Annotated in this window: 12 protein-coding genes and 1 tRNA gene; 5 read left to right on the top strand and 8 right to left on the bottom strand. The window is 65.1% G+C overall.

All coding sequences use genetic code 11. The features are described from left to right. Positions 1–21: 21 nt before the first annotated feature. The gene (ychF, locus tag IEY49_RS09815) at positions 22–1,119 is read right to left on the bottom strand and encodes a redox-regulated ATPase YchF (RefSeq protein WP_189007546.1); all 1,098 of its coding nucleotides are present in this window, start codon (positions 1,117–1,119) and stop codon (positions 22–24) included. A 441-nt stretch (positions 1,120–1,560) separates the two neighbouring features. Between ychF and IEY49_RS09810 the strand changes: the two genes are divergently transcribed. After that, positions 1,561–2,226, top strand: coding sequence for a YczE/YyaS/YitT family protein (locus IEY49_RS09810; RefSeq protein WP_189007543.1), 666 nt, complete (start codon positions 1,561–1,563; stop codon positions 2,224–2,226). Between the two features lie 3 nt (positions 2,227–2,229). Here the strand turns inward: IEY49_RS09810 and guaA are convergent, their stop codons facing one another. Together guaA and IEY49_RS09800 are read right to left on the bottom strand one after the other, a co-directional pair. After that, complete coding sequence (gene guaA, locus IEY49_RS09805) at positions 2,230–3,765, bottom strand: glutamine-hydrolyzing GMP synthase (protein WP_189007540.1); 1,536 nt, start codon at positions 3,763–3,765, stop codon at positions 2,230–2,232. Between the two features lie 83 nt (positions 3,766–3,848). Then, positions 3,849–5,579 (bottom strand): hypothetical protein, encoded by a 1,731-nt coding sequence (locus IEY49_RS09800; RefSeq protein ID WP_189007537.1) that lies wholly within the window; start codon positions 5,577–5,579, stop codon positions 3,849–3,851. Positions 5,580–5,674: 95 nt separating this feature from the next. On the opposite strand from IEY49_RS09800, the gene IEY49_RS09795 reads away from it, so the two are divergent. Genes IEY49_RS09795 through IEY49_RS09785 form a run of 3 tightly spaced genes read left to right on the top strand, consistent with a single transcriptional unit; the run spans position 5,675 to position 8,018 of the window. Further along, positions 5,675–6,739, top strand: a complete 1,065-nt coding sequence (locus IEY49_RS09795; protein WP_189007534.1) for an Mrp/NBP35 family ATP-binding protein — start codon at positions 5,675–5,677, stop codon at positions 6,737–6,739. Then, positions 6,736–7,419: a helix-turn-helix transcriptional regulator gene (locus tag IEY49_RS09790; RefSeq protein ID WP_189007531.1), complete on the top strand. Its 684-nt coding sequence runs from the start codon at positions 6,736–6,738 to the stop codon at positions 7,417–7,419. The genes IEY49_RS09795 and IEY49_RS09790 overlap by 4 nt, the downstream gene beginning before the upstream one ends. Further along, on the top strand, positions 7,416–8,018 hold the full coding sequence (locus IEY49_RS09785; RefSeq protein WP_189007528.1) for a 2'-5' RNA ligase family protein: 603 nt from the start codon (positions 7,416–7,418) through the stop codon (positions 8,016–8,018). The genes IEY49_RS09790 and IEY49_RS09785 overlap by 4 nt, the downstream gene beginning before the upstream one ends. Before the next feature lie 308 nt (positions 8,019–8,326). Here IEY49_RS09785 and IEY49_RS09780 read toward each other — a convergent pair whose 3' ends face one another. From IEY49_RS09780 to IEY49_RS09770, 3 genes are all read right to left on the bottom strand, one after another. After that, positions 8,327–9,421, bottom strand: a complete 1,095-nt coding sequence (locus IEY49_RS09780) for a bifunctional 3-deoxy-7-phosphoheptulonate synthase/chorismate mutase (RefSeq protein WP_189007525.1) — start codon at positions 9,419–9,421, stop codon at positions 8,327–8,329. 111 nt (positions 9,422–9,532) lie between these two features. Beyond that, the gene (locus IEY49_RS09775) at positions 9,533–9,943 is read right to left on the bottom strand and encodes a globin domain-containing protein (protein WP_189007507.1); all 411 of its coding nucleotides are present in this window, start codon (positions 9,941–9,943) and stop codon (positions 9,533–9,535) included. Between the two features lie 155 nt (positions 9,944–10,098). Beyond that, the gene (locus IEY49_RS09770) at positions 10,099–10,500 is read right to left on the bottom strand and encodes a hypothetical protein (protein WP_189007505.1); all 402 of its coding nucleotides are present in this window, start codon (positions 10,498–10,500) and stop codon (positions 10,099–10,101) included. 364 nt (positions 10,501–10,864) lie between these two features. Here IEY49_RS09770 and IEY49_RS21430 point away from each other — a divergent pair, with 364 nt between their 5' ends. After that, entirely contained in the window at positions 10,865–11,341 is a 477-nt protein-coding gene (locus IEY49_RS21430) for a hypothetical protein (protein ID WP_229780724.1), read from the top strand. A 162-nt stretch (positions 11,342–11,503) separates the two neighbouring features. Here IEY49_RS21430 and IEY49_RS09760 read toward each other — a convergent pair. After that, a tRNA-Asn gene (locus IEY49_RS09760) sits at positions 11,504–11,578 on the bottom strand. An 84-nt stretch (positions 11,579–11,662) separates the two neighbouring features. After that, complete coding sequence (locus tag IEY49_RS09755; RefSeq protein ID WP_189007503.1) at positions 11,663–12,190, bottom strand: YqgE/AlgH family protein; 528 nt, start codon at positions 12,188–12,190, stop codon at positions 11,663–11,665. Positions 12,191–12,256 lie beyond the last annotated feature (66 nt).

The raw sequence follows: 12,256 nt of genomic DNA, 5'->3' as shown, positions 1-12,256 counted from the left end.
GGGCGTGCTGGGCGAGCGCGGTTACATGTTATGCAGCACGTTCATGATGTCGCCGTCCTTCATGACGTACTCCTTGCCTTCGGTCCGCACCCAGCCCTTGGCCTTGGCGGGGGACCAGCCACCGGCTTCGACCATCTTGTCCCACTCGATCACTTCGGCGCGGATAAAACCGCGTTCCAGATCGCTATGGATTTCGCCGGCCGCCTCGGGGGCCTTCTCGCCACGCCGGATGGTCCAGGCCCGGACCTCCTTTTCGCCGCTGGTGATAAAGGTGATCAGCCCCAGCGTCTCGTAGCCGACCTTGACCAGCTGGTCAAGGCCGCTTTCCTGCACCCCGAGGTCGGCCAGGAATTCACGGGCCTCGTCCTCGGGCATCTCGGCCAGTTCGCCTTCGATCTGGGCGCTGATCTTCACGACCTGCGCGCCTTCCTTCGCGGCGTACTCGCGGACCAGCCGGACGTATTCGTTGTCCTCGGTCAGGTCGTTCTCGCCCACATTGGCCACATAGATGACCGGCTTGGTGGTGATCAGCCCGAATTCCTTGGGGATGGGGGCGTCGTACTGGCCGGCGCGGGCAGGTTTCCCTTCTCCCAGCACGGCGATGATCTGCTCGGCCAGTTCAGCCTGCTCACGGGCTTCCTTGTCGTTGCCCTTGGCTTTTTTCTGCAGATTCTGCAGGCGCTTTTCCAGGCCCGACAGGTCCGCCAGGATCAGCTCGGTGTTGATGGTCTCGATGTCGTCCAGCGGATCGACCTTACCCGCCACGTGCACGACATTGCCGTCCTCAAAGCAGCGGACCACGTGCGCAATGGCGTCCACCTCGCGGATATTGGCGAGGAACTGGTTGCCCAGGCCTTCACCCTGGCTCGCGCCCTTGACCAGCCCGGCGATATCCACGAATTCCACGAAGGTCGGGATAATCGGCGGCACGCGCTCGCCCTTGGTAAAGACCTTGCTCAGGGCGCTGAGGCGTTCATCCGGCACCGTCACGCGGCCCACGTTGGGTTCGATGGTCGCAAACGGGTAGTTGGCGGCCAGCGCCCCGGCGCGCGTGATGGCGTTAAACAGCGTGCTTTTTCCAACGTTCGGCAGTCCGACGATTCCAATTCCAAGTCCCATAGCACCCTCTCTTTCCGCGCGGTCGCGGCAACCCTTGCATTCTAGTGGATGGGCTCAGCAATACTGCCCGCTCCGGTGGTCTGGCGCGCTGCTGGCCTCACCGGAGATGGCCGACACGGCGTTCAGTCCGCACTGAATGTTCTGCCTCTGGGCAGGGATTTTGGCCCGCACCTTCAAAACGAAATAGGCATAGGCGCTGGTCACCGGTTCGGGTCAGGGGTCTGCACGAAGGGGCAGCAGCAATAGAGCGGAGGCGTACATGGTTCATATCTGCCCGGCACGATTCAGAAGCCAGGCCGGCAGGGAGGTGCCGCACTTGACCTGCACCTTCCACGGTTGAGAGGAAGCCGGACACCCCTAGGAGGCATGACCTGAACCATGCAGGCTCATGCTTACTCAGTGGCCGGAGGGCTGTCCAAAGACGGTGGTAGGCTCCGCTGTGTGCTTCGGCCTGCGCCCCTGATTTTTCTGACCCGCCTTCAGCCTGCCGGGCAGTACACCCTGCTGCTGCTGGGCCTGGGCCTGTACGGCCTGAGCCTGCGTCTGATGCTCAACGCCGGGGTCGGGGTGGCACCCTGGGATGTGTTTCATGTGGGCGTTACGCACTGGCTGCCACTGACAGTCGGACAGGTCAGCATCGCCAGCGGGATGTTGCTGGTGCTGTACACCTCGCTGAGTCTGCGCGAGCGTTTTGGCCCCGGCACCCTGCTGAACGTCGTGCTGATCGGGCTGGTGATGGACCTGCTCGGCGGGGTTGTTCCCCAGCCGCAGCAGCCGCTGGCGCAGTGGACACAGTTTCTGCTGGGTGTGCTGCTGATCGGGCTGGCCACCGGAGCGTATGTAGGTGCTGGCCTGGGCGCCGGCCCCCGCGACAGCCTGATGCTGGGGCTGCACCGCCAGCGTGGCTGGTCCGTGGCGCATATCCGCACCGGCGTGGAACTGGTGGTGCTGGCTGCCGGTGTGTTGCTGGGGGGTCCACTCGGGTGGGGCACCCTGGTCTATGCACTGGGCATAGGTCCAAGCGTCAGTTTTGGCCTGGGGCTGTTCGGTCTCAAAGGCAAAAAGAAGGCCCCTTCCCAATCGGAAGAGGCTCTCAAGCTCAGCTAGAGGTCATTCCCACTCGATGGTCGCTGGCGGCTTGCCGGTGATGTCGTACACCACGCGGTTGATCTCGTGCACCTGATTCACGATCCGGTTGCTCATGGTCGCCAGGAACTCGTACGGCAGCCGGGCCCACTCGGCGGTCATGTAGTCGTCGGTGGTCACGGCCCGCAGCGCGGTGGTGTAGCTGTAGGTACGCTCGTCGCCCATCACGCCCACCGACTGGATGGGTGTCAGAACCGCCAGCGCCTGCGAGCAGCCGTCGTACAGGCCGAACTCGCGCAAGCCGGAGATAAAGATGTCGTCCACCCGCTTGAGAATCTCCAGCTTTTCCTCGGTGACTTCTCCCAGGCAGCGGATGGCCAGCCCCGGGCCAGGGAAGGGGTGGCGCATACGGATGTGGTCCGGCAAACCCAGCAGCTGGGCAATCTCACGCACCTCGTCCTTGAACAGGGTGCGGAAGGGCTCGACCAGCTTGAACTTCAGGTCCTCGGGCAGGCCGCCGACATTGTGGTGGCTCTTGATGTTGGCCGCCCCCGACTTGTCTCCGTGATGCCCGCCTGCGGACTCGATGACGTCGGGGTACAGCGTGCCCTGCGCCAGGAAGTCGAAGTCACCCAGCTTGGCGGTCTCGCGCTCGAAGGCCCGGATAAATTCGCGGCCGATGACCTTGCGCTTCTGCTCGGGGTCGCTGACCCCCCGCAGGGCGCCCAGGAACTCGTCACGGGCGTCCACCGTCACCAGATTGACACCCAGCGGGCGCAGGGCCGCTTCCACCTGCTCGCGCTCGCCCAGCCGCAGCAGGCCGTGGTCGATAAATACGGCCGTCAGACGGTCGCCGACCGCACGGGCCAGCAGAAGGGCCAGCGTGGAACTGTCCACCCCACCGCTGATGCCCAGCAGCACCCGCCCGCTGTCGCCCACCTGCGCCTGCACGCCCGCGATCAGCTCCTCGACGATGTGCGCCGCATTCCAGTCGCGCCTGACCTCACAGATCTCCAGAAAATTGGCCAGCAGCTGTCCACCCTTGGGCGTGTGCACGACCTCGGGGTGAAACTGCACCCCGTAGCGCCGGGACACCGGGTTCTCGATGGCCGTGACGGGGGTATCTTCGGTCTCGGCAACGACCTCGTACCCGGCCGGCAGCTGCGTGACGCTGTCGCTGTGACTCATCCAGGCCACGAACTCGCCCTGAATGCCTTCAAACAGCTGCCCCCCGTAGCGGGTCAGGTCAGCCTTGCCGTATTCGCGCTTTCCGGCACGTTTAACGTCACCGCCGGCTTCATGGGCCAGAAACTGCATGCCATAGCACACGCCCAGGATCGGCAGGTCCAGGTCCAGCACCCCTGCAGCAGGTCTGGGTGCCAGGTCGTCATACACGCTGCTGGGGCCACCGGACAGCACGATGCCCTGCGGGTTTTCCTGCGCGATGCGTTCCAGAGACGCGGTACCGGGCAGGATCACCGAATACGCGCCCAGTTCGCGGAACCGACGCGCGATCAGGCGCGTGAACTGACTGCCGAAATCCAGAATGACGACGCTCACACCTTTGATTGTCTCATGCCCTGCCCGCGTGGGCGTCCGGCCCGGACAGACGACCCCGGATAAAGCCGCCAGCCGCTAAACAGCTACTGGCCCAGGGCGATGTTGACTGCCGAGGCGCGTGGCACGGTCAGGTTGAGGGTCGCCGGGCTGTACCCGTCGGCCACGACCCGCAGCCGGTAGCGCCCGCGCATCGGAAAGCGAACCACTCCCGGCGCGCGCCCCAGGTCCTGGCCAGGCGTCAGGTTGGCGCCGTCCGGGGCGTCCAGCACAAACAGCTCAGCTCCCCTTCCGGCGGCGCCCTGGACGACAAAGCGCACCTCGCAGCAACTGGCCGCCGTACTGGCTGTCTGTTCCGTGCCGGTCTTCGCCGACGCTGTCCGGCCCGCCATGACCCGGGCAATCCACACGCCTGCCACAATCAGCAGCAGCGCGGCCATCAGCGCAAGCAGCCAGCGTGGCAGGCTCGGCCGGGTCATGGCGGGCTCAGGCTGCGGTTCGCGCACCACACGCCAGGACTCGTCCTCGTCCCAGCCGATGCGGATCGGTTCACTTTTCAGGCGCCGCCCCGGCAGCCGGCCCGGTTCGGCGGGCTGAAGAAAGTCCTGGGGCTCGTGTCTGGTCTGGGCCTCGGGCTCTGGCGCTTCTGGCACCACAGGCTCCGTGGCCCGGCGCAGCGAGGCCGGCAGCCGCTCCACCGTTCGCATCTGCAGCCGGGCGGCTGGGGGGGTGCTGTCGCCAGCCTCTGGGGTCCAGTCGGGGAGGTCGGTGTCGTCAGCAGCCGCGCCTTCTGTAAAGCCAATCCGGATCGGCTCCGGCACCGCGGCGCGCTGCTCCTCGGCCTGGGCGCGCAGACGCTCGGCTTTGCGCCGCGCACCGGCTTGGGCGTCCTGAATGGCCTGGGCCCGCCGGGCCTCGTTTTCCCTGCGCCGGCGCTCCTGTGGAGACTCACGCCCCGCCGGATCAGCGGCCAGAGTGGAAGCTGCCAGAGTGGATGCTGGAGGACTGGCCGCGATCACGATGGTTTCCACAGCGGCGGGCGCCTCTGCGGTCGCCGGATCGTCTTCGGTGGGGTGATCCGCTGCTGGTCGCGGATCACCCAGCACGATTGGCGAACCGTCGTGCAGGGGTGGTTGTGGCAGGCGTGGCTCTGCTGGAGCAGGGCCAGAAGCACTGAGCGGCTGAAGCGGCGTCTTGGGTGCCGGTGGGACATGCGCTCGATCAGAGGGAGCCGCGGCGGTAGCTGCCTCCTTGACCGTCACTGTGGCGGCCCCCGCTCCAGCGGGTTGCTTCAGGCGTTCCAGGGCGCCGCGTGCGCTCAGGGTCCCGGGGGCGTCCTTCAGGGGGGCCAGTCTGGCAGGCAGGCCGCCCAGCGTGTCCAGGGTCTGGGCCAGATCACGCAGGTCGGCCTGGGCGCTGGCTTCACGCGCGCCCCAGGCGAGACCGGCCCCGGCCAGCATGACCTCGCCGTCCACGCTCCACAGTTGCGCTGGTGCGACACCGCCGTGGACCAGTCCAGCGCTGTGCAGAGCGTCGAGGGCCTGAAGTGCCCCTCGCGCGGCCAGCAGGGGATCGGCAGCCGGCTGGGCATGCAGCGGCAGCTCAGAAACCACGTAGGCCTGCCCGCCATCCATGCCATGGTCGGTAAAGGGCAGCAGCGCCGGATGGTCCGGAAGGTCGGGCACTGCCACGGGGCCAGGCAGCAGGTGCAGCAAAACCGGCATGCCCGTCAGGCGGTCGGTGGCGCGCAGCGTGCGCACCGTCTGCTGATTGCCAGAGAGCTCGCGCGCCGCCACGTAGGGACCGATGGGCTTCACGGGGGCCAGTATACCGGCGTGCAGGCGCCTTCCGGGCCGGCAGTGTGAGATGTTGTCTTGCCGCGTGCGCGGCTTTGCGCTACTACTGAAAGGATATGCATGACGCCCTACTCAGCGCCCTGAGCACCGTGAATGACCCGGAACTGCACCGTGACCTGGTTTCGCTGGGCATGATTGAGCGGGCTGAACTGCTCAGCGGGGTCGCGCACGTCAAGGTGAACCTCACCACGCCCGCCTGCCCCCTTAAGGGCCGGATCGAGGCCGATGTGCGCGCTGCGGTACTGGAGGTTCCGGGCGTGCAGGACGTGCAGGTGACCTTTGGCGCGACGGTGCGCCAGGCAGCCCAGCCCGCGCTGCCCGGAGTCAAGCACGTCGTGTTGATTGGCAGCGGAAAGGGAGGCGTGGGCAAGAGCAGCGTCGCCGTGAACCTGGCTGCGTCTCTGGCCCGCGACGGCGCGCGGGTCGGGCTGCTGGACGCCGATGTGTACGGCCCCAGCGTGGCGCACATGATGGGCCAGGGTGCCGCGCGGGTCACCGCCAACGAGCAGCGCAAGATGCAGCCCATCGAGGCACACGGCCTGCGCTTTCTGAGCATGGCCAATCTCTCGCCGGCCGGGCAGGCCCTGGTATGGCGCGGGCCGATGCTGCACTCGGCCATCCAGCAGTTCATCAAGGACGCGGCCTGGGGCGAACTCGATTACCTGATTGTGGACCTCCCGCCTGGGACCGGGGACGTGCAGCTCAGCCTGACCCAGACTGTGCAGGTCACGGGGGCCGTGATCGTGACCACCCCTCAGGACGTGGCATTGATCGATGCGGCCCGTGCCATCGATATGTTCCGTAAGGCCAGTGTTCCGGTGCTGGGCATCGTGGAGAATATGAGCTACTTCGTGGCGCCCGATACCGGGCACACCTACGACCTGTTCGGGCGCGGGGGCAGCCGCAAGCTGGGCGAGCAGTACCCCCTGCTGGGCGAGGTGCCCCTGAACGTGGAGGTGCGCCAGGACGCGGATCAGGGGATCCCGGCCGTGCTGGCACACCCCGAGACCGCTGCTGCCCAGGCCCTGATCCAGGTCGCCCGCAATCTGGCCGGGCAGGTCAGTGTGCGGGCCCTTAGCCAAAGCCTTGCGGACCTGCCGGATCAGCTGACCGTCGTATGAGCCTGCCCCTGCCTGCTTCCTCGGCGTCCAGCGTGTCTCCGGAGCGGACGAAGACGCGCCTGCTGGACCTGGTCAAGCGGTTTGGCCCGCAGACCGCGCAGGATCTGGCGTCGCGGCTGGATGTCAGCGTCCCGGCGGCCCGCCGTCACCTGGGTGACCTGCTGGAACAGGGAATGCTGGAAGCCAAGGTCGAGAAACCGGGTGGCCGGGGCCGGCCTCAGCATGTGTTTGCACTGACGGAGCGGGGGGAGGCGGCCTTTCCCAATACGTACTCCGGGCTGTGCGTTGATGTGCTGCATCACTTACGCGACCTGTTCGGTCAGGGTGCGGTGCTCAAGGTGCTCGACGCCCGCAGTCTGGCCCTGGCAGAGCGGCTGCGTACGGAACTGGCAGGAGCCGCCACCCTGGGTGAGCGGGCCGAGGGCCTCGCGGCTCATCTCACCGAACTGGGCTTCGATGCTGTGGCTCACCGGGAGTCAGTAGGAGCGGGTGGGGAAGAGGTGTGGTACATCACGCAGCGGCACTGCCCCAATCTGTCGGTGGCCCGCCAGTATCACGAACTGTGCGTCTCGGAACTCACCCTTTACCGAAATCTGTTTGGTGTCCCGGTGAGCCGTGAGACCCGTATTGCCTGTGGGCAGGGGTGTTGCCGCTACCGTATCGGCGCGGCTGGGCCATGAGCCTACCCGGCCCGTCACAGCTTGTGCTGGATCTGGAGCCCCGCAAACCCCTGTACAGCATCGTTGCCTGGCCTCCCGAGCCGCTGGACACCTGGATGCGGCGACGCCAGGAACAGCTGGGCGTCCGTGGATTTGGTCTACCGCACCTGAACCTGCGCGCGCCGTTCCAGACCTCACTGCGCAGCAGCGAGCTGGTGGCGGCTTTCCGGTCTGTGCTGCGCGGCGAGCCCGAATTCGAGGTGAGGATCAAGGGTTGGAAGCAGCTTCCCAATGTCATTTTTCTGGAATGCGAACTTGACTCAACATTGCGGCGCCTGCACGATCACCTGCTGGAGGTGGGCCCGTCCAGCCGTGCGGTCCACGATGGTGAGCTGTACCGCCCGCATCTGACGCTTGCGCTGGGGGTGTTGCCCTGGGCCGAGCCGCTGCTGTGGGAGGCCGTTCAGCCCATGAGGCCCCCGATAGACCGCTTTACCGTGCACGCGCTGAGCCTCACCCGGGAGGAACGTGGCGAGGTCCAGGAACTGCACACCTTTCCGCTTGAAGCTGCGCCGGATGCCTGCCCGGTGCTGATGACCCACGACGCCGAACCCAGCTGACTCGCATCCCCATGCAGCGAGGAGAGCTGCCTCCTTCGAAGGGCCATATTGGCTGGAATGGCTCAGGCGGTCGCCTCAGGTCACTGCTCTCAGGTTCGGCAGGCCAGAGAAAACCGGCGACGTGCTGACCTGAGACCGCAGTTCAGGCCTGCTGCCCCAACCAGTTGACTGTGATGATGCCCCTGGATGCCACAGCCCCGAGGTGTCGCGGAGGGATCAGGGGTTTCTAATTGCTCGGCCACAGGGCAGCTGCACATGAGGGGGGGCGGGGAAGGTAATCCCGGCCCCCCTCGCTGTGATCCTGAAGCTCAGGCAGGCGTCGCTACACGCATCAGGCTGCTCAGGGCGGCGCTGAACTGCTCGTAGCCGGCGAAGTCCAGCTGCTGCTCGTTGTCCGACAGCGCCGTCGCGGGGCTGGGGTGCACCTCGACGTGAATGCCGTCGGCGCCCACGGCCAGCGCGGCCCTGGCCAGTGGAATCAGCAGGTCGCGGCGGCCGGCAGCGTGCGTCACGTCCACAATGACGGGCAGGTGAGTTTCCTGTTTGGCCAGTGCCACGGCGCTGAGGTCCAGGGTATTGCGGGTCCATTTCTCATAGGTGCGGATGCCGCGCTCGCACAGGATGACCTCGTTGTTGCCTTCAGACAGGATGTACTCGGCGGCGTACAGCCACTCCTCGATGGTGGCCGACAGGCCACGCTTAAGCAGCACCGGACGGCGGGCACGGCCCACCTCGCGCAGCAGGGCGAAGTTGTGCATGTTTCGCGCGCCGATCTGCAGGATGTCGGCGTACTCGGCCACGACCTCCACGTCGCGGGTGTCCATCACCTCGGTGATAAACAGCTGGCCATGCTCACGGGCCACGCTGCTGCCCAGGATCAGGCCGTCCACGCCCATGCCCTGGAAGCCATACGGGCTGGTGCGGGGTTTGTAGGCGCCGCCGCGCAGGATTTTCACCCCCTTACTTTTCAGGAAGGCGGCCGTCAGCTCCATCTGCTCTTCGCTCTCGATGCTGCAGGGCCCGGCGATGATGATGGGCGGCTCGTTGCCACCGATTCGGACGCCATCGATATCCAGCACTGTGTCGTCCTGCTTGACCTTGCGCGAGACCAGCAGCTGCTTCTTGTCGTTGCTTTCCTCGAGCGCCAAGCTGGCCTTGAAAATTTCCTTAAAGATGGCCTTGACGGTCGAGGCCGGGAAGGGCCCAGGATTCAGCGCCTCCAGGTCTCGCAACTGCTGCTCCTCGCGCGCAGGATCATAGTGTTGTGGCCGACCTTCCTGGGTCTTGGCGTGGCCAATCTGGGCAACCACTTCGCCGCGTTTGGACATGAGAGTCAGGAGTTCTCGATTGATCTGGTCGATCTCGGCGCGGAGATCGTCAATGCTGCGTTGTACCGGGGTCATGGCCCGCAGTGTAGGAGCCTCGGCCGGAGCCTTTCACTCGCACTGCTAGTCAATTGACAAGAGTTGTCCAGGTCCTGTCCAGGCTACCTGGCCAGCAGGGTGCCGGCCCCTTCAGCTGGGTGTGCTGTCCGGCGTATTCACCATATGAATGGCCACCCTGCTCAGCGCGGCGTACAGTTCCCGGGCGTCGTCAGGAGTAATGTCAGGCGTCTGGTGCAGGGCGGCTTTCATGCAGGCCAGCCACGCCTGAGCAAGCTCGACCGTAATGGGAAAGGGCAGATGCCGGGCCCGCAGACGCGGATGTCCGTAACGCTGGTGGTACAGCGGTGGTCCCCCGAGAAATCCGGTCAGAAAGGCCAGTTGCTTCTCGGCCGTGTGCCTCAGGTCGGCTGGGAAGATCGGTGCCAGGTCCGGATGGGAAGCGACCAGGGAATAGAAGCGGTCCACCAGGGCGTGCAGGGCCTGGGGACCGATGCGTTCGTACAGGCTGCCACCTGTGCTCAGAGACATGGAGGCCGACATCCTGCTCACGGTAGCGCGCACGCCAGGCTACAGACCGTGGAACGGACCACCCGGCCGCACAGACTGGCAGGTTCGCTGCTGGAGCATCTGTGGCCCAGGCCGATCAGCTGCCGGCGACGGGGTGGCCCTGGGTACGGCTGTGCTGAGGCCTCAGGCTATTTGTCGAGTTCGGCGCAGTCGTTGTCGGTGGCCAGCTTCAGTTTGGCGGTTTTTGCCGCAGCCTGATATCGCTGGTAATTCTTCTCGCGGGCGTCGGTATTCAGCACCTTGTCCTTGAGCTTCTTGAGCAGGCTGTCGCGGACCGCGTCGCTGCCCTGGCTGGCCCGTTTAAGACAGAAGGAGGTGATGAGGTGCAGCTGCAGATGGCGGGTCAGCTCAGCCGGGGTGACATCAGAATTGTCGCCCATGGTCTGCAGGACCAGAGCAGCGCGCGCAGCGGCGCGCTGGTGGGCCGGGGACTGGTCGAACTCTCGCTTGACCAGCGCTTCCACGTCAGGGCGCAGATCGATGGTGAGGGTGGAAGACCCGACTGCGTCGCCATTGAGCATGGCGGCCATGGATGTTCCTTCCGCATACGCGGGAGCAGATACGAGCAGAGCCCCAACCGTGAGATTTACGAGAGCAGTGTGAGAAAATCGCATACCGCGAGACCGTAACACAGCTTCTCTTACGAAACTCCTACAAAAGGCTCTGCAGTTGAGAAAAGTCCATTGCGATGAGACTTTCAGCGGTGGAACAGAGCCTTGAAAACTTGCGCGAGACGGCCCAGAGTCGACAGGCAAATGCAGCATGACTTCGCTACGGTCGCATCCTGGGAAGGCGCAATTGCCCTGGGCCGTCGAGAGCACACATAACTCCAAACACGGTGAGCCCGACAGGTGGGCAGGACCTGGCAGCCGACACAGGCTGAGACAGCTCTGGATGCCCGCCGTTGAAGAGATCCAGGCCCTGTGGCGGGTGCTGTGGTCGGGACGCGGCCTTTGTGATGAAGCTGCCAGTCTGCATGTGCCGGGTCAGGACAAGCAGCCGGAACAGAACACGGCCAGCACACGCAAATGTAGTTCACGAAACGACAGCGAAACTTCCTTGCACAAGAAAGAAATGGGTCAGGCGAGAGGAGTTAACTTCAACATATCTCCATCGCACATCAACCCTTTCTCTTTCGGAGGCCATATGCTCACCGTGCATCTGCATCTAGCTGGCGGCGACACAATAGCTCTGGAGATGTCCCCCTCTCAGAAAGACCGGCTCAGCCGGACCATTAATCAGGCCACACTTCCAACCCTGCCATTCGTTGCCTCAGTCAATGGCACGACCGTAGAAATTCCGTGGCGGTCCATAGCGTACCTAACGTCTTATCCTCACATTCAACACGCGGCGCTTGAAGCTGCTGACTGACCTCCGCCCCGTCTCAGGACGGGGCTTGTCGTAGCTTCTGCTCCGATTCAACGAAACCACGACAGTCAGAAGGCTTCAGGGTCGTTTTCAAGGGGCTGCGTCCTGTCAGGATTTTCCCCACCGTGACAAGGAATAGCCCCGCCGTTAAGCGGGGCTTTCTTCTGGCTCGGCAGGCTGGGGTCGAACCAGCGACCATTCGATTAACAGTCGAACGCTCTGCCACTGAGCTACTGCCGAATCCTGCGCCTGAGGCGCGTGTGGCGCACTGTTTCCAGCGCGAGAGGGATAGTAGCATGCGTCTCCCAGCCGCGCAAGTCCTGCTCAGGCCTGCGCGCCACCGGGCATCAGGGTGCCAGGAGTGACCCCCAGACGTTTCAACGCTTCGGCCCAGCGCTGCGGCGCCGGAACCTCCCAGAGCAGTTCAGGGGTGGTCTGCTCTACCCAGATCCAGGCACCTTCGCGCGCCTCCTCCTCAAGCTGTCCGGCGGTCCAGCCGGCGTACCCCAGCACCAGCATGTACTCCTGACCGCTGGCCATCACGGCGCGCAGGACATCCAGGCTGCTGGACAGGTGCAGGTCATCTACCAGTTTGACTTCGCCGTCCAGACCCACCGGGTGGTGGTACAGGCACCAGCCCAAGGTGGGGTCCACCGGGCCGCCCAGCCACGCCCGCCGGGTCTGGCCGGGCGCGTCTGCCATCAGCTCGGCTACCGTCTGAGGGGTCGGAGCGTTCACGATCAGGCCCATTGCGCCCTTGCGGTCGTGTTCCAGCAGCAGAATCACGGTCCCCTCGAATACCTCGCCCTGCAGGTGCGGGCTGGCCACCAGGAAAGTCAACGGTGCAGACATTGGCTTCAGAATACCGGGCCTTGGGTCCAGAAACAGGGAAAGCCCCCACCGTTAACCGGTGGGGGC

Origin of the sequence: Deinococcus malanensis (assembly GCF_014647655.1) — a bacterium.
In the GTDB taxonomy this organism is placed as follows: domain Bacteria; phylum Deinococcota; class Deinococci; order Deinococcales; family Deinococcaceae; genus Deinococcus; species Deinococcus malanensis.
The sequence above is the reverse complement of the archived record's forward strand: the minus strand, read 5'-3'. Positions and strand labels throughout refer to the sequence as shown.

Coding starts and splice junctions, on each gene's coding strand:
- ychF (WP_189007546.1), bottom strand. CDS start 1,119: ATGGGACTTGGAATTGGAATCGTCGGACTGCCGAACGTTGGAAAAAGC.
- IEY49_RS09795 (WP_189007534.1), top strand. CDS start 5,675: ATGCATGACGCCCTACTCAGCGCCCTGAGCACCGTGAATGACCCGGAA.
- IEY49_RS09790 (WP_189007531.1), top strand. CDS start 6,736: ATGAGCCTGCCCCTGCCTGCTTCCTCGGCGTCCAGCGTGTCTCCGGAG.
- IEY49_RS09785 (WP_189007528.1), top strand. CDS start 7,416: ATGAGCCTACCCGGCCCGTCACAGCTTGTGCTGGATCTGGAGCCCCGC.
- IEY49_RS09780 (WP_189007525.1), bottom strand. CDS start 9,421: ATGACCCCGGTACAACGCAGCATTGACGATCTCCGCGCCGAGATCGAC.
- IEY49_RS09775 (WP_189007507.1), bottom strand. CDS start 9,943: ATGTCGGCCTCCATGTCTCTGAGCACAGGTGGCAGCCTGTACGAACGC.
- IEY49_RS09770 (WP_189007505.1), bottom strand. CDS start 10,500: ATGGCCGCCATGCTCAATGGCGACGCAGTCGGGTCTTCCACCCTCACC.
- IEY49_RS21430 (WP_229780724.1), top strand. CDS start 10,865: ATGCCCGCCGTTGAAGAGATCCAGGCCCTGTGGCGGGTGCTGTGGTCG.
- IEY49_RS09755 (WP_189007503.1), bottom strand. CDS start 12,190: ATGTCTGCACCGTTGACTTTCCTGGTGGCCAGCCCGCACCTGCAGGGC.